At 61.0% G+C, this 22,883-nt stretch carries 19 protein-coding genes; 9 read left to right on the top strand and 10 right to left on the bottom strand.

What is annotated here, in order from left to right; all coding sequences use genetic code 11:
* Nucleotides 1-69 precede the first annotated feature (69 nt).
* Nucleotides 70-606, bottom strand: coding sequence for a nucleoside deaminase (locus BN1724_RS09990; RefSeq protein WP_058235944.1), 537 nt, complete (start codon nt 604-606; stop codon nt 70-72).
* Between the two features lie 216 nt (nt 607-822).
* On the opposite strand from BN1724_RS09990, the gene upp reads away from it, so the two are divergent.
* The 4 genes from upp (at nt 823) to BN1724_RS09970 (ending at nt 7,753) form a co-directional block, all read left to right on the top strand.
* On the top strand, nt 823-1,461 hold the full coding sequence (gene upp, locus BN1724_RS09985) for a uracil phosphoribosyltransferase (RefSeq protein ID WP_058235241.1): 639 nt from the start codon (nt 823-825) through the stop codon (nt 1,459-1,461).
* A gap of 495 nt (nt 1,462-1,956) precedes the next feature.
* The gene (locus tag BN1724_RS09980; protein WP_058235240.1) at nt 1,957-2,649 is read left to right on the top strand and encodes a winged helix-turn-helix domain-containing protein; all 693 of its coding nucleotides are present in this window, start codon (nt 1,957-1,959) and stop codon (nt 2,647-2,649) included.
* Nucleotides 2,650-3,167: 518 nt separating this feature from the next.
* A complete protein-coding gene (locus BN1724_RS13105) occupies nt 3,168-6,554 on the top strand; it encodes a DEAD/DEAH box helicase (RefSeq protein WP_058235239.1) in 3,387 nt (1,128 codons plus the stop codon).
* On the top strand, nt 6,551-7,753 hold the full coding sequence (locus BN1724_RS09970) for an SWIM zinc finger family protein (protein WP_058235238.1): 1,203 nt from the start codon (nt 6,551-6,553) through the stop codon (nt 7,751-7,753). Before BN1724_RS13105 ends, BN1724_RS09970 begins: the two co-directional genes overlap by 4 nt.
* Nucleotides 7,754-8,260: 507 nt before the next feature.
* Here BN1724_RS09970 and BN1724_RS09960 read toward each other — a convergent pair.
* Nucleotides 8,261-9,037, bottom strand: a complete 777-nt coding sequence (locus BN1724_RS09960; RefSeq protein WP_058235943.1) for a sulfite exporter TauE/SafE family protein — start codon at nt 9,035-9,037, stop codon at nt 8,261-8,263.
* A gap of 314 nt (nt 9,038-9,351) precedes the next feature.
* Complete coding sequence (locus tag BN1724_RS09955; RefSeq protein WP_058235236.1) at nt 9,352-9,633, bottom strand: hypothetical protein; 282 nt, start codon at nt 9,631-9,633, stop codon at nt 9,352-9,354.
* 420 nt (nt 9,634-10,053) lie between these two features.
* Here BN1724_RS09955 and BN1724_RS09950 point away from each other — a divergent pair, with 420 nt between their 5' ends.
* Nucleotides 10,054-11,709: a serine hydrolase domain-containing protein gene (locus BN1724_RS09950; protein WP_084253156.1), complete on the top strand. Its 1,656-nt coding sequence runs from the start codon at nt 10,054-10,056 to the stop codon at nt 11,707-11,709.
* Nucleotides 11,710-11,821: 112 nt separating this feature from the next.
* Here BN1724_RS09950 and BN1724_RS13450 read toward each other — a convergent pair whose 3' ends face one another.
* On the bottom strand, nt 11,822-11,956 hold the full coding sequence (locus BN1724_RS13450) for a hypothetical protein (protein ID WP_269447065.1): 135 nt from the start codon (nt 11,954-11,956) through the stop codon (nt 11,822-11,824).
* Between the two features lie 10 nt (nt 11,957-11,966).
* Here BN1724_RS13450 and BN1724_RS13360 point away from each other — a divergent pair, with 10 nt between their 5' ends.
* On the top strand, nt 11,967-12,272 hold the full coding sequence (locus BN1724_RS13360) for a DUF488 domain-containing protein (RefSeq protein ID WP_269447063.1): 306 nt from the start codon (nt 11,967-11,969) through the stop codon (nt 12,270-12,272).
* Here BN1724_RS13360 and BN1724_RS09940 read toward each other — a convergent pair.
* Nucleotides 12,263-13,678 carry a serine/threonine protein kinase gene (locus BN1724_RS09940; RefSeq protein ID WP_058235235.1) on the bottom strand — a complete coding sequence of 472 codons (1,416 nt, stop codon included), beginning with the start codon at nt 13,676-13,678 and terminating at the stop codon, nt 12,263-12,265. The two genes, BN1724_RS13360 and BN1724_RS09940, sit on opposite strands and share 10 nt — an antisense overlap.
* A 339-nt stretch (nt 13,679-14,017) precedes the next feature.
* Between BN1724_RS09940 and BN1724_RS09935 the strand changes: the two genes are divergently transcribed.
* On the top strand, nt 14,018-15,001 hold the full coding sequence (locus BN1724_RS09935) for a hypothetical protein (RefSeq protein ID WP_058235234.1): 984 nt from the start codon (nt 14,018-14,020) through the stop codon (nt 14,999-15,001).
* Nucleotides 15,002-15,102: 101 nt separating this feature from the next.
* Nucleotides 15,103-15,999: a hypothetical protein gene (locus BN1724_RS09930; protein WP_058235233.1), complete on the top strand. Its 897-nt coding sequence runs from the start codon at nt 15,103-15,105 to the stop codon at nt 15,997-15,999.
* Nucleotides 16,000-16,045: 46 nt separating this feature from the next.
* On the opposite strand, the gene BN1724_RS09925 is transcribed toward BN1724_RS09930, so the two are convergent.
* The 4 genes from BN1724_RS09925 to dnaB all read right to left on the bottom strand — a co-directional run bounded on the left by BN1724_RS09925 (nt 16,046) and on the right by dnaB (nt 19,470).
* Nucleotides 16,046-17,155, bottom strand: a complete 1,110-nt coding sequence (locus BN1724_RS09925) for a hypothetical protein (RefSeq protein WP_058235232.1) — start codon at nt 17,153-17,155, stop codon at nt 16,046-16,048.
* 68 nt (nt 17,156-17,223) lie between these two features.
* The gene (locus BN1724_RS09920) at nt 17,224-17,421 is read right to left on the bottom strand and encodes a CsbD family protein (protein ID WP_058235231.1); all 198 of its coding nucleotides are present in this window, start codon (nt 17,419-17,421) and stop codon (nt 17,224-17,226) included.
* Between the two features lie 150 nt (nt 17,422-17,571).
* The gene (locus tag BN1724_RS09915; protein WP_058235230.1) at nt 17,572-18,012 is read right to left on the bottom strand and encodes an NUDIX hydrolase; all 441 of its coding nucleotides are present in this window, start codon (nt 18,010-18,012) and stop codon (nt 17,572-17,574) included.
* A gap of 84 nt (nt 18,013-18,096) precedes the next feature.
* Nucleotides 18,097-19,470 (bottom strand): replicative DNA helicase, encoded by a 1,374-nt coding sequence (dnaB, locus tag BN1724_RS09910; protein ID WP_058235229.1) that lies wholly within the window; start codon nt 19,468-19,470, stop codon nt 18,097-18,099.
* A gap of 291 nt (nt 19,471-19,761) precedes the next feature.
* On the opposite strand from dnaB, the gene BN1724_RS09905 reads away from it, so the two are divergent.
* Complete coding sequence (locus tag BN1724_RS09905) at nt 19,762-21,306, top strand: peptide MFS transporter (protein ID WP_058235942.1); 1,545 nt, start codon at nt 19,762-19,764, stop codon at nt 21,304-21,306.
* 170 nt (nt 21,307-21,476) lie between these two features.
* Here the strand turns inward: BN1724_RS09905 and BN1724_RS09900 are convergent, their stop codons facing one another.
* Nucleotides 21,477-22,850, bottom strand: a complete 1,374-nt coding sequence (locus BN1724_RS09900; protein ID WP_084252968.1) for a glycerate kinase — start codon at nt 22,848-22,850, stop codon at nt 21,477-21,479.
* Nucleotides 22,851-22,883: the final 33 nt, after the last annotated feature.

Genomic DNA, 22,883 nt, shown 5'->3' with positions numbered 1-22,883 from the left:
AATGAATAGCCCGGTCCGTCTACTCAGCACACGGACGCTTCACCAATCCCGCATTTTTCACACGCTCGGTCAGCTTTCGTCTCGCCCCGATAGATCTCGTCGCTTGCCGCGTGCACGCAGGGAACGAAAGAACTCTTTAAGCAGATGGGAACACTCGTCACCGCGCACTCCCGTCACTAGCTGTACCCGGTGATTTAACCGAGGCTCACGTACCAGGTCGTACAGCGATCCGGCGGCGCCTGCTTTGGGGTCCATCGCTCCGATAATCAGACGATCGATGCGGGAGAGCACAATCGCCCCGGCGCACATGGTGCACGGCTCCAGGGTGACGGCCAGGGTGCATCCGGTGAGGTTCCACCGGCCACGTATCCGGGCAGCTTCCCGCAACGCAAGAATTTCGGCGTGCGCCGTGGGGTCTTGGTCGGCCTCCCGCCGATTTCCCGCCACCGCGATGATGTGACCGTTTTCGTCGGCAACCACCGCACCGATGGGAATATCTGCGCGCGCTGTGAGGTCATTCCCGCCATTACCTGCGACATGTCCAGCACTGGCACCATCATCCCCACTCTGCGCAGCCTGCCGGGCCACCTCTAAAGCGCGGCGCATCAACTCATCATCACCGGGGTGCCAATTTCCCAGGTTGTCCGATTCCAGATGCTCGTTGCTCTGCGCGGAGATTCGAGGGGTGACGCGACTAGCTGTCTCGCCCCGGGGGCTAGCGGCTGTCTCATCGGTAAGTTCGCGCGTGGTATGGCCCGCATCTGGCCGCGTGAAGTCCGCTGATCCCTCCGTCATGCTTCCATTGTCCTGTAGATTCAGCTCATGCGCGTTCTGGAGATCAATCACCCGCTTGTCGCCCATAAGCTCACCGTGTTGCGGAACAAAGAGACTCACTCTTCTGTCTTTCGGCAGCTGGCTGATGAGCTGGTGACACTCCTGGCGTATGAGGCGACCCGCAATGTTGCGGTGGCCGATGTGAACATTGAAACTCCGGTCGCTCCTATGGTGGGAACCCGGTTGACGAATCCGAAACCCATGGTGGTTCCGGTGTTGCGGGCAGGGTTGGGAATGCTCGATGGGATGACCCGGTTGCTGCCTACCGCTGAGGTTGGATTCCTCGGGATGGTTCGCAACGAGGAAACTCTCGACGTGACCACTTATGCGAACCGGCTGCCGGATGATCTCACCGGTCGGCAGTGCTTCGTGCTGGATCCGATGCTTGCAACGGGGCACACACTCATTGCCACGGTTGAGTATCTGGTGGCTCGCGGCGCTCACGACATTACCTGCGTGACCTTGTTGTCAGCTCCGGAAGGTCTGGAGACGATGCGTCAGGCTGTTGACCCCGAGGCACATGTCACCGTGGTGACCGCTGCAATTGACGAGCGTCTAGATGAGAAGGGCTACATCGTTCCGGGTCTTGGTGACGCGGGCGACCGCCTGTTTGGTGTCGTCGACTAGAACCCGCTGATGTCGCCGCCGCAACAGTGCGATAGGTAGTTGCGGCGGCAGGGCCGATGTCAGCGCCGCGTACCCGGGAGCTGTCTTCGCAGGCTGACCCCTCAGATAGCCCTCTTTGGCGGCGCCCTTAGGCAGCACCGGCATAAGCCGCGTGCCCGAGACGGCGGTCCGGTGATGGCGCTGACGTGCACTGTCTCGAATTGCGAACAAAGCGTTGCGCAGTGTGAACGCATCGCACCACAATCTTTTCTATGTCTACCGCTTACCGCCCCCTCGTGACCGCGCCCTGCGCGCCTGTCATGATGCCGGCGATGTGCGGCATGTGCATGTCGATGATGCGACGTCAGCCGAGCCTCTAAGCGTTCGATACGACCAATAGGTGGCCGGCTGACAGGAGCCAGCCACCGGCGTGGGCTCCAGGTGCCCCGGGAGCACGGCCCGACTTCTGACGGGATCCCGGTTTCACATCAGGCTTTCATGCATCGGAGTCATCCCATGAGCATCGCACCCTTGGCCCCTGTCCCCTCTGCTCAGCGCGAAGATATCACTGTCATTTTGACGCTGACCCTTCCCCCTGGCAGCACTCCTCACGATGCTGCCCGATTCACCGAAACGCTGCGGGCCCACGCTCACGCCCTCGGCGCGGCATCCACCGCTCGCGCCGTACGTGCGGTGGATCCCATTCGACGTCGTGACGCACACCTGGCAGCATCACCGACCACTAATCGTCGGGTCACGGCTCTTGCCCCCTCCAGCGCAACGCAGCCCCGTCGGACCGGCGTGGTCTCGCCGAATGCCCCGGCACGCCGCGATTTGGCAATACTGCGGGCCCGCACCCAGAGCGCCACGGCGGTGAGCCCCTCCTTCACCGGCTCTGACCTTGCTCCCGGGCTGAGCATCGACCTGCACGGACGTCGCGTACGTCTGGATGGCAACGATATCGATTTCACGTATAAGGAATTCGAGCTGTTGGCCTACCTTGCGCGCAATGCACGGAGGGTCGTGGAGCGCACCGAACTCATGAATACGGTGTGGGCCCAGAATCAGGGGGAGACCGGCGAGCGAACCGTGGATGTTCATGTGCGGCGGGTACGCAATAAGCTCGGTCGCTACCGTCGGCTGATTAGCACGGCCCGAGGCAGTGGCTACCGTCTGGATCCAGGCAGTGACGTCCACATTTTCGGCTGATTATCTGACTAGCTCGGAACGATAAAAATGGCGAGCGGTCCGGAGCGCGCGCCCGATACCGGGGGCTCACGGACCGCTCGCCTTCCTCGTTCCCGGCGGGGTTAGGACCGGGTTTCCGAGGAGGCAGACCCGCCGAGGTGGGGGAACCTGGAAAATGGGCCTGCCCAGGACGCCGCCAGCGAGGGGGGTCGCTCGGCGTCCGCAATGCGAGTCTACGAGGGCTTCAGCACCTGTGTAAACATGCCGCGTGAACCCGAGATAGGGATAGGTTTTCCCAGGTCAAACACTGTTTACACCCGTCTCTCTACCCCATTTCCCCACCTTAATGTGCGGTTCGTCACGTTAAATATTTGTCTGATTACTCCTCGGCGTGCACCATCGCGCCCACAAACCTTTCCCATATGCCGCTATTACGGCATTCAGTCGGGTTAGAGATACCACCTCGTACGTGCGAGCAGCATCTACGACCGATGGGCGGCAATCCTCGTATGTCAGTGCCCTCCCCTACGATCGAGGACATGCCAGATCGCCGCCTGCACCTCACCGCAGACCCCCAACTGGGGCCTGTGGCATGGGTGCGTGAGGCGACTTCTCCCGGTCGTTCCCGCGCCGTCGACTCCGCTGAAGAGCTTCTGGCGACACTCACCGCGGGCGCGGCTAACCTCGCGCCCGCCCTGCATCGAATCTTTGGCGACGGTCGGCTGCGGCACCGATGCGAAGTTCTGGCAAAGCCCGGCGGCTCCATGCGCACAGTCCCCTGTCGGCCAATTCACCCCGACGATGCCGTCGCGCTTCTCACCGTGCTCAGCACGCATCTGCACAGCCTCAGCTCACACGGCACGAACACCCTGGATAAAACGACGCCCACCGCCCTCCTCGCTGACCTTGCCACTGCGAACACGGCGGCACGCCTGGATGATGAGTTGCTGGCCCCGCCCGATCTAATCGCCGCTGCCCTAGCTAGTCACCAGGCAGCTGCTGCTGTTCACAAGCGCCTAGTTCGCCCCGTGGTGGAGGATGTCTGGACCGCCGACTCCTCGGCAAACCGCGCCCGAGCACGCTGGCACGCCACTGATCTAGTTCCTCCTGACGCCCTCACTGCGCGGCTCGGGCAGGGCCCGGCGCAAGTGCTGGTGGATCATCTCGTGGATGCACATGCGCGTCGCGCCGTACGCTCATCCCAGGTGCCATCCCCCGCGCGTCCTGAATCTCCTGTGCGCGACTCCCCATCTGCCGAACCCCTCACCCACCCCACAGCCAAGCAGACGACGGAATCTGTTCTGGTGCGGGCTCTGACCGGGCCCGATCCAGAGTTCACCATCGATCTGCCGCGCAGGCGAGCGATCCAAACGGCGCTCGATCGCTTCATTGCTTCCGGGCGCAGTTCAATCCAGCTCCTCGATAGCCGCCGAGACCTTCTGGTCCGACTCTGTGAGCCGCGTACTGCCGGTGGCGGCGGTGCGGGCGACGGTTTTGACGGCTTTGATGGCGCCAGCTCGTATGTCTCCTCGCCACCCTCGGGCACACGGCCATCTGCGGGGGCGGGACAACCTCCGGGATCAGCGCATCGGTCCCATATCAACCCCGCCGCCACCGTCTGGCCACTCCAAACCTGCGTGCGGGAGGAAGACGGCACCGTCCATCCGGTAGCGGACCTGCTCGCCACCCATGACCTCACAGCCTCAGCCGCCTCCCAAGCCGCCGGTAACATCCTCCGCCTGGTGCCACATCTCGCCGATGCCACCACCGATGCCACCGGGTTTACCTGGCTGCTCAGCACCAACCAGGCATCTAGATTCCTCACCGACGACGGTCCGCACTTAGAGGCCCGCGGTGTGACAGTGTTGCTGCCGCGCGAGTGGACAACCGTCAAAGCCACGATCCGGCCTCAGGTCGAGGACGCTGCCGCATCCGATGAACAACGGGAAGCAGCATTCGGCTTGGCCTCCATGGTGCGGTTCTCCTTTAAGACCGCTATCGGGGATGTAGAGCTGACCGACGAAGAACTCGAACAGATTCGCCAGTCTCAGGCTGACCTGGTCTATCTGCGAGGGCAATGGGTTCGACTAGACCGGTCCACCGTGCGGGCCGCAGAACGGTTCATGGAAGCCTTCCGGTCCGGGCGGCGACGTCCCGCCTATGCGGCCTGGCCGTCCAAAACCGGCGGCATCAAGGCAGCCTCAGCCGATGCAAGCGCGTCAGCCACCAGCACAGATACCGGCATGTTCGGCAGCCTGATTGATGGTTCAGCCGAGGGCTCAGGCAGCAGTTCACTGGGCAGCTCACTCGAGGGCGAACTCACGCTTCAGCAGTATTTTGCGCTGCTCGCATCGCCTGAGGCCGACGGGGTGGCGATCGCCCCCATCACAGCGCGCGGCCACCTTGAGGCACTGTTTTCTCGGGTCAGCGCACACAACACATCGACCGGTCCCCGCGATCAACCTCAGACCTTACAGGCTCAGCTTCGCCCGTATCAGAAGCGCGGCCTGGACTGGCTCAGCATGCTCGATGACCTCGGTCTCGGAGCCATCCTCGCCGACGATATGGGGCTTGGAAAAACAATCCAGCTAATCGCCCTGCTATGCCGCGAACGAGAACACGCACAGACCCCACCGGGTCCCACCTTGCTGGTGTGCCCCATGTCGGTCACTGGATCTTGGCAGCGTGAGCTGGCGCGTTTCGCTCCCCACCTCACGGTGCATCTTCATCATGGAGCCGCCCGCTACCACCGCGAGGAATTCACCCGCGAAGCATCCCAGCACGACATCACCGTCACCACGTATAGTCTGCTGGCCCGTGACCTGAGCGACCTCACCTCAGTCAGCTGGCATCGAGTGGTGTTCGATGAGGCTCAGCACCTCAAAAACCACACCACCGCAGTCTCCCGCGCCGCACGCAGCCTGCCGCAGGGTCGGCGCATTGCACTGACGGGAACACCGGTCGAGAATCGACTCGCCGACCTACGAACGATTCTGGATGTGGTCAACCCGGGACTGCTCGGTTCCGCAACGGCATTCGAGGAACGCATCGCCCGGCCCATCGAGCACGACAACGACGAATCTGCGTTGACCCGTCTCAAAGCGCTAACCGCACCGTTTATTTTGCGCCGCGAAAAATCTGACCGCTCCATCATCACGGACCTGCCTGAAAAACAGGAGATGACCGCCACCGCCACACTGACCCCCGAGCAGGCCGGCCTGTACGAAGCGCTCGTGGCCGACATGATGCGCAATGTCGCCGAAGCCGACGATAAACGCCGACGCGCCGTGGTCGTCTCCACCCTCACCAAACTCAAACAGGTGTGTAACCACCCTGCGCACTATCTGGACGATGGCAGCGCGCTCCTGCGCAACGGTGAACATCGCTCCGGCAAGCTCGACCTCCTCGATGACCTGATGGACACCGCATTTGCCGATGGCGAGAAAATGCTTCTGTTCACCCAGTTCCGACGCTTCGGCGACCTCCTCGTGCCGTACTGGCAAGAACGCTTCGCAATGACCATCCCCTTTTTACATGGCGGCCTATCAAAACCGGATCGAGACGCCATGGTGGAGGAGTTCCAGCGCTCGCCCGGGCCCGGCGCAATGCTGCTGTCCCTTCGAGCCGGTGGCACCGGCCTCACCCTGACGGCAGCGAGCCAGGTGGTGCATATCGACCGCTGGTGGAATCCAGCCGTCGAGAATCAAGCAACCGACCGTGCCTACCGCATCGGACAAACGCGAACGGTTCAAGTGCGCCGCCTCGTGTGTGCAGGCACAATTGAGGAGCGCATTGACAGCGTGCTCGCGGATAAAGCTGCTCTCGCTGAGCTCAGCGTGGGCAGCGGCGAAAGCTGGATCGCTAACCTCGACCCGTCACGTCTGCTCGACCTCTTCGCCCTCGATACGGCAGGTGGTATCGGATGAGCATTGTTTTGCGATCACAACGCGGCCCTATCGGCAATAACTGGTGGGGGCGCGCCCTGTGCGACACCGTCGAAGAACTATTGGGGCGTCCTCGGGCAACGCGGGGGCGTCGAGCCGCCCGGGCAGGTCGGGTGCAATGGATCGATGTACAGCCTGGCCGCATTGCTGGAGCCGTCACAGATACGGCTCCTGGTGTGGCCGATAACGCCCTCTTTAACGGGTCCAATACCGTCAGCGGGTCCGATGTCGGCACCAAGAACGATACCGCCAGTAAGGGCGATGTCATCAGAGGGTCTGGTACCGGCGACAGCGGGGAGTCGGTACACGCTATAGCGCACCTGTGTCTAGCGCCCTTGTCCCCAGATGATCGTGTTGTGGCTCTGCACTATCTGCGGGCCGCACCGGGGTTGGCTGCTCAGCTGGCTGGTGGTCATTATCCCGTGGAGATCGAGGCGCGTCTTCAAAGCGATGACGTTTCGCTCCTACCGGCTGGTCCTGCGGCGCTCACCTTCGATTGTTCATGCCCTGAGTGGCCTGGCCCGTGCATCCATGTGTGTGCCTTGGTTTTCGCGGTGGTTGAAGAACTCGATGCTGCTCCGGCTCATCTTTTGACCTGGCGCGGCCTCAGCATTGAGGACCTAATCCGCACATCTGGTGAGACCTCAGTCAATGGGCCATCACCTGGCGCCCCTCACGGCAATGCGTCGCCGCCCGGTCCCCCTCACCGTGATGCGCTTGTGGCGGATACGCGTACGACCTGGGCATCTCCGCCCGACAGCCCTGGGGTCACGTCTCGGAATGATCCCGATATAGCCGGGCACTCAACCCATAGCGAGGCGGCACCGTCGTCTTTGGGCATCGAGACCAATTCGATGGCTTCGCGCGGTCCAGCTTGCTCAGGCAGTTACGCGGCGGGGGACTCTACATCTGGGCAGGGGCGGTGTTCTGGTGGTAGTCAGGCGCAGGGTCGCACAGGTCATCCAGACCAGCTGTTATCCCCAAGTAGCCCGCCGCCCCCGGGTGACCCGTCCTCCCTCGACGGAGACAGGTTGACTACACACTCCGATGCGAGACGCGAATTTTCACCCGCACGGGCTCAGATCTCGCTTCTCGCCGATGTGCTCAACCCAGATGAGTTGGCGTTCTTTGCAGCGTTCTACGGCACGGAGGGCAAGGAAACGTCCCCGGCTGACCAATAAGGCCGATGCCGCGCCCGCGAGCCCCTGAAGCCCTGAAGCCCTGAAGCCCTGAAGCCCTGAAGCCCTGAAGCCAACCTACGCGGGGTAGCTATGCGGTTTACTCTCCCTCCTTATTTTCAATATGAGAGAGATGAGGAGTGGGGCGAGAGATCCCGCTAGCGCAGCGCAAAACACCACGAATCCCGGGTATGAAACTGCGACGATGATCAGCAACACATAGCCCACAATCACGGCGGCGAGTTTTAAAATGTTAAACTCCACACTAGTCACCCCAGCATTAAACTTCGTCGTATTTTAACAGTTGAGTTATATAGAGTTATTTTCACGATATTCTAACAAATCATCCAGGCATGCACAAGAGGTCTCACCCTTACGCATTGCAAGCAGAGCTAAAGAACGATCGGCAACGTCTATCCCCAACTCAACTAACAGTAGTTTCTCAGCAATATCCAATAGAGCTGCATACATGCATCAGACAACATCAACACCGCACCGAATAGAGCACCTTCACCCAAACATCAAATTCAGTGCACCAATGCCAGTCAGAATGAGCATCAACGCATCGAATAGCCGTTGATCAATTCGGCGAGCAAGCGCCCGCCCACCCCACGCAGCAACGATCACCAGCGGGGCGAGCACCAGATCAAGCAGCAGAATGTGCGGACTCAGCAACCCGATTCCAATTTGAAATGGCAACTTCACTAGGTTCACCGCGAAGAAGAAATACGCGGTCGTCCCAAGAAAACGAGTGACCGGTAATCGCATCGCCAAAAAATATAGGCTCATCACCGGTCCGCCAGCGTTAGCCACCATCGTGGTGAACCCGCCAAGCGCGCCGTATCCACCGGCCTCAACCGGGTGCACCGGGCGCCGTTCAAGCCCCCTAGACTGCGGACGTGCCCTGCGAGATGCAAGCGCGCGACGCACGAGGGTGAGCGCGAGCAGCGCCAGTAAGACGATCCCGATGACCCTGCGCACCGTGGAATCCGATGCATAGTCGAGAAATATCGCACCCGCAACAACGCCTACCAGCACCGTCGGGATCAAACGAAACAGGGTCCGCCAGTCCACATCACGCCGGTAGGACCAGATCGCCAGCAGATCCCCGATTAGCAGCAAAACTAACAGCGCACCGGTGGATTCGCGAGCAGGCAGGACACTCGCGAACATCGCCACCGCCACCGTTGTGGCGCCAGGAATTGCGGTTTTAGACAGTCCAACGATGAGCGCAGCCACCGCGAGCAGAATCCAGGCAGTCGCAGAGGCCACAGGTACGTCAAACACCACCAAAGATTAGCGCGGACATCACGGGGAAACGTTTGCAGCTCAGGGAAACATGCGCAGCCCCGCATACCTCCGCCGCCCGGCAAGATGTCCACGAAGCCAGTGGCATACCCAAGGCCCCACCAGGCGCCCGCGCCAGAACGAGCTGGAAACGAGGCACACCACCCAACTAGCCAGCCTCAAATATCGGCGACCTAGCAATTACCAGTGGAAGCACCTCAGCCATAACATCACCTCCACCCAGACCCCGGACATAGTAACGATCTCATCAGCTCCAACTTATGGGAGTCCAAAAAGCCTTCCAGATAAGAACCTCAGGGAGTTCCATCGACCATCATTTGAGCGAAATACGCCAGACCAAAAATGAGAGGAAGAGAAAGCCATCCAACCACCACATGCAAGATAACCAGCCACACCGATCTGCTGAGAGCCGACAGGATTATTCCCGAAATAGTGAATGCGATGACAGTTGAATATATTGCAATCCTAAACTCGAACACATCGATGCCTAGTATAACGCCAATAAATACGACGTTTGCAATAAGCATAGAAAGTGATATCTTCTTAAAAACAATCTCTCGGCTTTGCGTTTTCATGCGAGCACACTCCACACATCCAAATCCGCACTCAAGCTCACGCCCGAGTCCGAACCTGCATTCGCGCCACGGTTCGCACTCGATTTCCCAGTCCCTGCCGTCACCGGACGCTCTGACAGCGCACACACGTCACACCTCATAAGACTCCTCACCTCGTCGGGGCTGTGGTGATGCCATACACGCCACGCATGCGTCATTGCAGGCCACATCACATATTATGCCTTGTCTTTCGCGCCAAGAGCCCGTCACGTCCCAGACTCCAATGCCCTCCCTTGCCACAGATTTCAAGACCCTTCCGTGGCACATATTGCAAGGCTCTACCGTGCCACGCATTCCAATGCCCTGCCGCGCCACCGCCACGACCACCGATCCCCGCCGTATCCCCAGCTCATCGGTTCGGCCAGCGATACGCTGGGGACCATGCACGATATGACCGCTGCCTTGCAGAGCCTCGCCGACAAAGCCGTTGCAGACCATCGAACTTGCGGACTGGCCTGGGGGTTAGTCGGAGGATTCGGTACCGATCATGAGTTACTGGCCAGTGGCGGCGCGGGAACGACGTTGATCCGCGATGGTCAGCCCGATGCCAACAGTCAGGTGCCTGGACCGCGCACGATCTCGCGGATTGCCTCGATGACCAAGTCGTTTACTGCCGCAACGATTCTTGCGCTGCGCGATGAAGGCCGTCTTCGCCTGGACGATGCCGCCGCCAACTACGTTCCCGAACTGTCCGAGGTATTGCTGCCGACCGCAGACTGCCCCGCGATTACAGTGCGGAATCTCTTGACCATGAGCGCCGGGTTGGTCACCGACAATCCGTGGGGCGACCGGCAAGAAGCAATGACGCGGGAGAATTTCTCCACTATGTTGCGGGCAGGGCTCGGATTCGTGCATCGGCCCGGGACCGGTTTCGAGTATTCCAACACCGGCTACGTGATCCTCGGCGAGATCATCACCCGGATCACCGGGCACTCGTATGCCGACGAGATCATTCAGCGTTTTATCAAACCCCTCGGCATGCGGGATACCGCGTTTGATCGCGAAGGTCTGGACCCGCAGCGAATCGCCGCTGGTCACCGCCTGGCAGACCGTGAGGATGCCACTAGGTTCGAGCCGGTTCCCTTCGACAGCCCCGGAGTGTACGGCGCCATGGCGGGTTTGTACTCCACGGTGGAGGATGTCGCCCGCTGGGTCCGGTTCCTTGCCGCGGCAAACAGTGCGGATGCCGCGGATCAGGACCAGTCGCTTCTCAGCACGGCATCCCGTCGGGAAATGCAGCAGGCGTACCGGTCACTGACGCCACCGGTGCTCCCAGATGGTCGTGGCTTTGATCGCCTCGCTGGTTACGGATTTGGCCTGGTGGTCGAGCGATTCCCAGACCTTGGAGAGATCATCTCTCATTCCGGCGGTTATCCCGGCTACGGGTCGTTTATGTGCTGGCATCGCAGTAGCGGCCTGGGCATGATTGTGCTGGCTAACTCGAAATATGCGCCAGGGATCGCGTTGTCGATGGAGGCGATGCGCACCGTGCTGCGCATAGAGCCTCAGCTGCTGACTCGTCCAAAGCTTCGTGACGGTGAGCCGTCCCAGGATCCTGTGGACCTGGCGCAGCTGGAACGCAAAGGACAGGCCAACGAATCAAACTTGCCGCTAGCTGACCGCACCCGTGACGCTATGCGCGCCGCTATGGACTGGCTGCGAACCGATGATTCGGCGCTGGCTGATCAGTGGTTTGCCGACAATATGGATCTCGACATCCCTCGGGCCGAACGGCGCCGTCGCCTCGATAAAGCCATCGCGGATACCGGTATTGACCTGGGTGATGACTGGCCTGAGCCGGTGGTGCTCAGCCCCGCGCAGGTTCGGTGGACGTTCCCGGGGAAGGTATCAAACCCCGATGGAGAGCCGAAGAACCTGCGCATTGACCTGTTGATGGATCCGCGGGCTCAGGCTCTGATTCAGGCGCTCGATACGGTTGCCGTCGCACCTCCTAAAGATGAATCCCTCAGCGGTATCAAGAGCGCCAGTAGCGCCAATGCAGACAGCGATAAAGCGGGGAGCTCGTCTGCCTCATGACAGGCCGCGTTCACGATCATGACGTCCCCGTGCCGCATCTCAACGGCACGGGGCCTGTGATTGCGTGTGAACGGGTGTACGTCTTCCGGTCCGAACGTCACGGCCAGCTGGTTCACCGCGCTGAGCAGGCGTCGCACCCGAGATCAACGACGCCTGACGCAAGGTCATCGGCACCTGACACAAAGTCATCGACGCTTACCCCGCGGGCATCGACGCCTGAGCTCAGGTCACCGGCGGAACCTGCCACCGCCTTTGTCCTGGTCGATCGGCTGTGGCCGCGCGGTGTGAGCAAGACCGACCTCCAGGGCGTCGAGTGGGCTCAAGAGCTCGCGCCGTCGCCAGAGCTGCGTAGGTGGTTTGACCATGAGCCCGAACGTTTTGACGAGTTCTCCCGACGCTACCGAGCTGAGCTCGAGGCCGCACCAGCCCTGATTGAATTCGTGAACTCTCATCGGTCGGTAGGGCGGATCGTCATGCTGTATGCGGCACGAGATCCGAGAATCAACCACGCGGTGATCCTTGCCGACGTGTTGCGTTCTGCGTTTGCGACGGCTCAGCGGTAAGCATACGTACCGCCCATGACCCGGGAGCAGGATACATAGCGCCCGTCCGGTAGTCTGCCGATGCTTCCTACCTGGGCAGGTGGGCAGCCCTGATGCTCGGTAACCTCGGGCATCCGGGCCGCTGTCGGAGGGGCCGTCCGCGTCGTGTCGGCCTGCGGCGCGTCGGCCTGTAGCCCTGTATCCGAGGGCGCAGCTCCGGATGATGTCTGCCTAGTTTTAGTCGGCTCGGGCGACGTAGCCGCGGACCGTCCAGCGTCGGGGATCAGATAGCCACTCAGTGAGATCCCGCTCAGGGCGAGCACGGCTGCCCCGGTGACCGCGGTCGCGATTATGCGCTGTGGTCTGTCGGCAATCCACCGGATAGCAGCTCGGGGTAAGCGAAGCTTTCTCGGTGGCGACTCATCATCCGGTGGCGACTCATCGTCCGAGCTCAGAGCGGTAGACGAGGCGCCAAGCGCGGGCGACGCCACACCCGATGCCACACTCGACGCCACACCCGATGCCACACTCGACGCCACACCCGATGCCACACTCGACGCCGACATCTCGGGGATCAGCGAAGAGTCAAGCGGCGGCAAAACATCCACAATGTCGATGGGCGTGCCATCCGCAAACGTCACAGGCAGTAGGTCCGCAGCAGGTTGAAACTCATAACGCGCGACCTCGGCTGCGCGATAGCGTTGCTCAAGATTGTCCGCCACCAGACCTCGAATCACCTCGGACAGAGCCGGTGACGCAGAGGCGAGGTATTGATCCGTTTCCTCCGAGGTGAGCGGCCCGTCGTGCAGCTCAACGGGCCAATTCAAGGCCACCAGGGCAACCATGCCTGCCGCGTAAAGATCGTGCGACGGTTCGGGCTCAGCCAGGTGGAACAGTTCGGGAGCAATGTAACCCGGAGTTCCGTTGATCATGCCAACCCCGGTAAACCGGATGTCGGCGCGGTGCATCGCGATTCCAAAATCCGTCAGACGACTGCGCAGAGGCCCAGTCCCACTCGGCTCGAACAGGATATTGGCGGGTTTGACGTCCCGATGCACCCAGTCGTGGGCATGCACCACACTCAGCCCGTCGAGTAGCTGAGAGAGGATGACCGCGACGGCGCTTTCTTGGAGTCTGCCGTACCGTCGCAGCAACATCTCAAGGTTTCCGCCGCTCACCAGCGGCATCGCTAGCACAACGTGAGCATCCTCAGCGCCCCACCCGTAAGGCGTTAGCACATGCGGATGCTCGAATGTAGCGCTCTTTTCTCGCACAAACCGCAATAAGTCAGCTGAATCGCGCTGGCGTAAAACCTTCGCCGCGCAGACCTGCCCACGTTTTGCATCCCAGGCTCGCCAGACCCACCCCGATCCACCCTTCGCGATCAGATCGATGAGGATAAAGCGACCCGCAAGCACATCAGCCATAACGCGCCTATCGTAAACACGCCATACTTCCTATTGGGTACAAACAATGAAAACGCCTCGTCAATACCTGACAATCAGAACCCCACATAAGGCAAAACCGACACTTAGGCACGCAGTCGGTCTGGCCGCCAGACCGGACAGTCAAGCTGGCCGCTAGACCGGACAGTCAAGCTGAACGCCAGACCGGACAATCAGACTGGACACCAGACCGAACAATCAGGCTCGACACCAGACCGGGCAATCGGGCCAGACGACCCTTTTACAAACCCAACCCCAAACTCAAACCGAAAAAAGTCTAGACATACCTTAGATGTCGGATGCTATCGCTACAGTGATGACATGGATGAGGGATCCATACCCAAAGCAAAACACGGGACCTTGACCCGGCGCAGGCTTCTCGCCTCAGGCAGCGTCAGCCTGGCCTGCGCGATCTCTGGATGTGCCCGCAACCAGTCGATGCCGGGTGCCGCGGATATGTCGGTCGATCCGTCTCCCACTGCCGACCCCTCATTAAGTTCTGCACCCTCGCGCTCTGGGTCCGCCACCGCTATTCCTCAGGATCCCCTCGCTCACCTCGACCCCGCACTCTGGGTCGAGGGAACGGCAGATAACATGCGCAAGCTGCCCGTGACCCCTCACCCCACCCCAATTCCCGCACCAGGCACACCGAGCCCCACCGATCCGCAACACCCCGGGCTAGAAGATCCAGCACTGGTCTCAGCCCGCGACGCTCTCACCCGTTTTCTCAGCGCCGCGTTCCTCTCCCCTGCCCAATACATGCACAAGTCCTGGGAAGATCAGCGAAAGCTTCTGATTGCCTACGCCCCGACGACTTGGGCTCAGGAGCTTCAATCCGCTTGGACACAGGACAACGGCTACTTTTTCCGCACCGCGTTTGCCGACGCCTACGCCATAGTGGGTTCACCCCGAATGTGCGCCTCGTGGTACGTCGAGTCCACCAATCCCGCTGCAAACCGGCTCATTTTCGGGGGCGTGATCGCCTACACCGTGCTGAACCCAGCCCGGACGCGGGCCGGGATTTACGCGGTCCGCGTCGGGGCATCACTGCCGACCAGTGAATCTGCAATCGGTAGCTCCACGAAGACAATGCAGGCAGCGGTGAGCGGTCTGGACGTCTGCGCCTCCAAAGCTCACCAGGGCATGGTGATTCCCGCCCTTGCCGACAACCCCACTGACCAACGGGTTCAGCGCCTCACGATGGAACACGTCATCAACCATCCCACGGTTACGCCCTCAGATCTCGACAACCGGAACTCCGCGCTCAATCAGGGAGACCCGCAGACAGCGACGTTCTGCCCATGAGACCATCTACATCTGTGAATCCGCCTTCATCCTCCCGTCCCGGCGCAGAGAGGATTCCCTCGCACCCTGGCGCTGAGTTCATCCAGTCATGGTGGGCGCAAATGAGCCCGATTCTCGACGAGTTCATTCGGGAGATCAGGCCACTGACAGGGGCGGACTCATTCAGCCTTACCGCACTCGATGTGGTGCAAGATATCGCCTTCAACACATTTCCGAGCAGCAAAGACGTCTCGCTGGAAGCGGCTACCCCGTTTGCATTGATGATCGGGCAAACAGCCATCCATCAGATCGGCGGCACCTGGCAGCCCCACGACCACGACCACGACCACGACCACGACCACGACCACGACCAGCATTGTCCGGCCTCGACCCCCTGTGTCAACTGGCCGATTGTGGCCCTCACTGGACCCCGCGGCGGCTACCTCAATCCCATGTCGTGGATCATGCGTGCCGCAGACGAACGACTCAGCCACACCTGGTCCCATGAGATGCACCAGCTCATGGAGGCAGCCCACCCGAATCCCAGCAACACCCGCCCGAGCGAGAACATCAACCCGAGTAAGAACGCCGAGCCAGGTGAGAGCAGCACGCCGGGTGAAACCATCGACCCTAGTCAAGACATTGATGTAGCCATGGACGCGGTGTGTCAGCACATTCTGTCCGGAGCAGACGACGACATCTGCGAGCAGCTGATCGGCGAACTGCTGCGACGTGGCGGCGGGGATTGGTACACATTCCAGCCCACCGGGCACCTGGTGAATAAGGCGCTCGCCCATCCGCATGTGATGCACACTCAGCGTTCAGGTGCCGTGCTGAGCATGCAACCGTGGGCCATTTTGCAGGATATTCAGGCCGCAGTCTCATCCTCAACCGAAGCAGACTCCTCACAGGTCGCCCGAGACACCCTCACTGAACACTGCCTCGCCTGGTACCACGCTGTACGAAAGGACGTTTCCACGGGTCCAATGACCCGCTCAGAGGAAGCCGACGGCTGGTAGTCAGAAACTGATATCCGGGCGTCAGGCCCTCATATCCGGAGGCCCTCTACCACCCTCGGGATAAACGAAGCCTGCTGCGGACCCGGTCCCACCAGGTTTGCGGTTCCAATTGCTCGCGGATTTTTTCTATCTCCGGGGCGCGCAATCTCAAGTGGTAATACGCGTCATGGACTGCCGGATGGCCCGGGATATCACGCGAGGTGAGGCCCAGATCAAAACTGGCGCAGATAACCCGTTGACCGGTTCGATCCACCGCAATTTCCAGTGCATCGGGTTCTGGAAAACCTGCCACAGCGATGTCGGTCCGAATCTCACGGAAGTCATCACCCAGCCTGCCCAAAAAAGCACCATCCCGACGCGCAAAAGGCCTCAGCGCAAGCGGAACAAGGTTGCCTGCATGGTCGATAATCGCGCCGCCGACACACACGCGCCTGCGCTTTACGAAACTATCTCTCTCATCCCCTGCACCCAGCGAGTCGCCGTCCATGACGATACTCGGTCCGTACCCGTCGTCGCCTCCGGCAACCGGACTCACCCGCAAATCCACCATCACAATGCGCAGCCATCTCGCAGGTGCCTGGTCGATGATGAGATCCGCAATCCTGTCTAATGCGCGTGGTGAACCCTCCCACAGCATCTCGCGAGAATGAGGAAGCGGAGTCTGCTCAGCCAGCAAGAGCGGAAATTCGGCGTCGAGATCTTGCTGCCCTGGCGGAGCACCCGATAACGCACCCAGGGGAACATCGCCGTATTCGCGACGGAAACGTGCGAGTTCATCGGCCGCAATCTGGCGTCGATGACCGCCATCAACGAGCGCGCCGGCGCCTCCACGCGCGCCCCCAACTGGCGCCTCATCAGCTCTGAGCCCGCCGACCTGCCACTGCAACGGCTGATCCCTGGATACAACCAGTCGCAGCCAGTGATACTCGCTCTGGGCGAGAAAACTGTGCACGCTGCGGATAAGATGCTCGTCCACGTCCACGCTGAATACATCCCAATGATCACCACCGTGGACGATCGCCACAACGCTCCCCGCCAGGGCGCCGCCGTCGTCAAGACTCCAGTGTCCGACGGTGCGCTGAGTGTACTGAGGGGAGGATTGGGCGAGGTGATCGGCTATGTCCAAAAGCCGCGAGTCAATCTCTTCAGCAGCCATAGCAAAGATAATCCCCGATCCCTTCCCATATGGGAAACGGACCGGGGATATATCGCTTACAACGCCGATCAGTTGCCGGTCAGACCATCTTTAATGTTCTTGGCAGCATCCTTGACGTTCTCGCCTGCCTGGCGCACGCCGGCTTCAGCCTGGTCGCCCTTACCTTCAGCTTCCTTGCTCTTGTCATCCGTGAGATCGCCAATGACTTCCTTGGCCTTGCCTGCGAGCTCCTGGGCCTTGTTCTGGATCTTATCGCCGAGGCTCATAATTGTTCCTTTCTGTGGCGGTCTTGGAACACCCACATTACGTGTTCCGGGCAACATAGGGCTAGTCGGGTCAGCGGATCTGCCGATCTAGATGCCCAAGATACCCACGTTCATCCGGTTACCTATGATACTCAATAATCCGAAGGTGCTCTAGACGGACAGTCCCGCCATACAGAAAGCCTGATCCACCAGTTCCACGCGGGGAAGGTTCACCACCTCGCGCAGCGGTATCCACGCGGCGCAGTCGGTGCTTCCGCCGATTTCAGACACGAGCTGCCCGCCAACCACCCGTGCCCGGTAGATCACCCCAACCCCTTTGAGCGGACGACCCTGTGCCTCAGGGCTTAACCGCTGGTCGCTGGGAATCACTACGGTGCGCACACCGATCACGCCGTCGAGTTCCGCCTGATACCCGGTTTCCTCGCGAATTTCTCGGATCACCCCCTCTTCCAGGGTTTCATCCAATTCGACACCTCCCCCGGGCAGGGTCCATCGTGGAGAGCCAGCCCCCACCCAGCGTGCAAGCAGAATCTGTTGATCACGCACGATCACTCCGTAGGCAGCGAGGCGGGTGTCGAATCCACTGGGCATGGACCCAGGCTATCGCTGGCTCGAAGCGGCATACGCCGACAGTCCGGCGCCAGCCAGCCACACAACCCCAACAGCTGCTCGGAACTACCCCGCGAAACCGCCTCCGGCCATGTCTTTGAAGCGCGAATAGTGGCCTTCAAATGCCACCGGAATGGTTTTCGTGGCGCCGTTACGGTGCTTGGCCACGATCAGGTCCGCTTCGCCCGCGCGAGGTGACTCCCGTTCGTAGTAGTCCTCGCGGTGAATTAGCACGATCAGGTCAGCATCCTGTTCAATCGACCCGGACTCGCGCAGGTCACTCATCATCGGTTTTTTGTCTTGGCGCTGCTCGCTGCCGCGGTTCAGCTGCGAAATCGCGATGACCGGCACATCTAATTCTTTGGCCAAAAGTTTCAGGGCACGGGAGAACTCACTGACTTCCTGCTGGCGCGACTCCACCCGTTTTCCGGAACTCATCAGCTGTAGATAGTCGATGACTACCACTTGAAGATCGTGCTTTTGTTTAAGCCGCCGACATTTCGCGCGGATTTCCATCAGCGTCATATTGGCGCTGTCATCCATGAACAGGGGGGCATCGCCAATCCGGCTCATGGCTTTGGCCAGTGCCTGCCAGTCACGGTCATCCATGGTGCCATCACGCATCCGGCTCATCGGCACCTGCGACTCCGCTGACAGTAAACGCATGGTGATTTCGGTACGGTCCATCTCCAAGGAGAAAATGACCGACGTTTTACCGTTGTGGATAGACGCGCTGCGCAGCACATCCATCCCCAGGGTGGTCTTACCCATGGCGGGCCGACCCGCGAAAATGATCAGCTGCCCGCCGTGCAAACCTTGCGTCAGCTCATCGAACTCCGCGAAACCAGTGGGCACACCGGTCACCTGTCCGCCGCGCCCCTGGGTCGCTTCAATCGCGTCGACAGTGCTCTCGATCACCTCGCCGAGAGGAACGAAATCTTCAGACTGATTGCGCTCGGTTACCGCATAAACCTGCGCCTGGGCCTCGTTGACCACGTCCACCACTTCACCGCCGTCGGCGGCATAACCCAATTGAACGATGCGGGTTCCCGCCTCCACCAGACGGCGCAGCACCGAACGCTCAGCCACGATATCGGCATAAAAACCCGCATTGGCTGCGGTGGGCACCATGTCGATGAGATCTGCGAGGTAGGCGCCTCCCCCGATCCGCTGCAGCTCACCGCGCTTCGTAAGCTCATCAGAGACCGTCACCAGGTCAGCGGGTTCACCGCGCCCGTACAGGTCGATAATGGCCTCGTAAATCATTTCGTGTGCGGGACGGTAAAAATCATTCGCCCGCACCCGTTCGACCACATCGGCGATGGCGTCCTTAGAGAGCATCATTCCACCCAAGACGCCGCGCTCAGCGTTTAAGTCCTGCGGCGGCGTGCGTTCGAGCCCCCGATCTGGCCCCGGCTCGAAAGCATCGTGCTGGCTCATTTCACTCCTCGCTGATTCCGTACTCGGACGGTTCACACACATGCACCCGGCACCTGACGAATCTTCCGCGCGTCTCTCGCCGCCCAACTCACACCGTGTAGCCCGCTTATTCTAGGAAGCCGGTCTGACACCCCACTCGCCGATCCTGGCGCGCCCATGAGGCCGTCACAGCCACCCCTGACCTGCAGGGGTTGCCCAACGCGAGATGCCAGGTGAGGATAAACGGTCATGAACAGCGACCACAAGCTACACGGGACCGCGCATGAGCTGGAAAAACCATCCCAGGATCTCATGCAAGACGTCACCGTGGACACACAAGGTACCCCCGAGAACATCGATGAACATAACCCGTCCGGGAAAACTTTTTTCGGTCATCCGTTCTCGTTGGCGAACCTGTTTTGCGTCGAAATGTGGGAGCGCTTCAGCTTCTACGGCATGCAGGGCATCCTGCTCATCTACATGTACTACACCGCCGAGCGGGGCGGACTGGGCATTGAACAGTCAGTAGCAGCCGGAATCGTTGGCGCCTACGGTGGCACGGTCTATCTGGCATGCATCCTCGGCGGCTGGATCGCCGACCGCCTGCTCGGCCCGGAACGAATGATGTTCTACGCCGCCATCCTCATCATGTGCGGACACATCTCCTTGGCCCTGATCCCCGGAGTCCTCGGACTCGCGGTCGGCCTGGTCTGCATCGCCCTGGGTTCAGGATGTCTCAAAACGTCGGCGACAACCCTGGTGGGAAGCCTCTACGCCATCGGCGACACCCGGCGCGATGCCGGATTCTCGGTGTTCTACATGGGGATCAATGTCGGCGCGCTGTTTGGCCCGCTACTGACCGGTCTCGCCCAGGCCCAGGGCCCTGACTTCTTCCGAACGTTAGGACTGACAAGCCTCGGCAACCCCGGAGCCGGTTTCCACGCCGGTTTCGGTCTGGCGGCGGTCTTCATGGCACTGGGCCTCATCCAGTACGCCATGAATCGCAAACACCTTCCCGACACCGTGCGCGTCATCCCCAACCCGCTGCCGCGCGCACATCGCCTGCGGGCCATCCTGATCGGTCTGGCGGGTATCGCACTCATCGCACTGGCGTTTATCACTGGAATTGTGACCACTGAGAATCTCGCCCCCACGGTAATTGTTGTGACGGCGCTAGCAGCGGTTGCCCTGTTCGCAGTTATTCTCACCTCCTCCAAGATCGACAGCACCGAACGCTCTCGCATCTATTCGTTTATCCCCATGTTCATCGGGTCGGCCGCGTTCTGGGCGCTGTATCAGCAGCAGTTCACGGTAGTCACTATCTATTCCGACAAACGACTGGATCGCCACATTCCGTTCCTCGACTTGGTGATGCCGGTCTCGTGGGTCCAGTCCATCAACGCGGTGTTCATCATCCTGCTCGCACCGCTGTTCGCGATGCTGTGGACCAAGCTCGGTAAGCGCCAGCCGAACACACCACTGAAGTTCGGGCTCGGCATTATCTTGATGGGCTCCGCGTTTGTGCTGTTCCTGCCGATGGTGGGAGTCACGGGTGTGCCGGTGCTGTGGATCGTGCTCATCCTGGGCGTGGCCACGCTGGGTGAGCTGTGCCTGTCACCGGTGGGGATGTCCTTGGCATCGAAGCTCGCCCCCAAAGCGTTCCCGGTGATGATGGTGGCCCTGTTTTATCTTTCGGTGGCCTTGGGAACGGCTCTGTCGGGTTACCTCGCAGAGTTCTATTCTGCCGAGAACGAGGGCGCATACTTCGGCGTCCTCGGAGCGATCACCATCGGAATCGGCGTGGTCATGCTGGCGATATCCCGGCCGGTGCACCGTGCGATGCGCGGCATCGACTGAGACGATACCGTCACCTGAGCTGGCGTCTGTGAGCTGGACTGGCGGCGGTAACTGATCTAAAACCAACGACTGGGCTGCCGCACCCTGTGAGGTGGCGTCTACGGTTGCTGCCCACAGTGTGATCGGCGCATCGCGAAAGCAGCCGCCTGGACCTCATCTTCGGATGGAGTTCAGGCGGTCGTTTTTGTCCTTGCCACCGCAATCAGCCGCAGCGCCATATCCACCGCCCGGACAAGGTTATCCGGTGCTGCCGCCAACGCCTCAGCCAGCGACATCGGGCAGGGTGTGATCGGCACCAGCGCGTGGAAACCATGCTCGTACAATTCCTCAGCCCCAGCGCCGATCCGCCCTGCAAAAGCGATGCACGGAACCTGTAGCTCCTGTGCCACACTCGCGACTCCGGCGGGGGTCTTCCCGGCCAGGGTTTGAGCATCCACACTGCCTTCCCCCGTCAACACTAAATCCGCCGACGCAATGCGTTCTCGCAGGCCAACGGTCCGCGCCACCAAATCCACTCCCGGAACCAGGCGCGCACCGAGTACCCGACCAAAGGCATACCCGAGGCCACCGGCGGCCCCGGCGCCAGGGGAGTTGGCATTAAACTCCGCCCCACTATCAACCGAGTGGCATTTATCCGGCTCGACACCATTTGTGCGACCATCAGGATTGTCATGAGCTGCGCGGTCGTACCCTGGGCCAGCATCATTCGGGCCCTCATTGGCCCCACAGCGCCCCGGAGTAAGCCCGGCTGCGCTCACGGACATTGACGGTATCAAAGAGCTTGCGGGGATGGCCTCCCACAGCCCGGCCATCCGCGCGAGAAGCGCATCCAAGACGATCACGTCATCCGCCGACGCCCCCTTTTGGGGACCGAAAATGGCACTGGCACCCGCAGGACCGCACAAAGGCGCGGTCACATCGCAGGCAACCTCGATCTGGGTGCGGGCGATCCGAGGGTCAAGCCCGCTGGCGTCAATGCGCACCAGGCCCGCTAAAGCGTGCGGTGACGGGTCGAGATCCCGCCCGTGGCCGTCGAGGAAACGGACGCCGAGCGCAACTAGCATTCCCGCCCCGCCATCGTTCGTGCAGGTGCCCCCGAGTCCAACCACAATCCGTCGCGCCCCCTGATCGAGCGCGGCCCGAATCATCTCCCCCACGCCCCGGCTACTGCGGAACAAAAGCCCACAATCCCCGGGGCCAAGCAGATGCAGGCCGACCGCTTCGGCCACCTCAAGCACCGCGCAATCACCCGCCCACGCAATACGAGCGGTCACGGCGGTGCCATTCGGGCCGGCCACCTCAATCTCCTGCCATCGAGCCCCGAGCGCACCCGCGAGCGCGCAGGCGAAACCCTCACCCCCGTCGGACATTGGCACTAGATCGCAGACGGCATCGGGCCACAACCGTCGCACCGCATCAGCCATCACCTGGGCAACCTGATAAGCGCTCATCGAACCTTTAAAGGAGTCCGGGGCCAGCACCAACCGAGGCGGGGTCCCACCCGGATCGGATGATATGTGGCGTCGGCACTGCCTAGCTTCCATGAGCTGAGCCTACGCCGATACCCAGACAATTCC

The sequence above is a fragment of the Devriesea agamarum genome, from assembly GCF_900070355.1.
Taxonomy (GTDB): domain Bacteria; phylum Actinomycetota; class Actinomycetes; order Actinomycetales; family Dermabacteraceae; genus Devriesea; species Devriesea agamarum.
The sequence above is the reverse complement of the archived record's forward strand: the minus strand, read 5'-3'. Positions and strand labels throughout refer to the sequence as shown.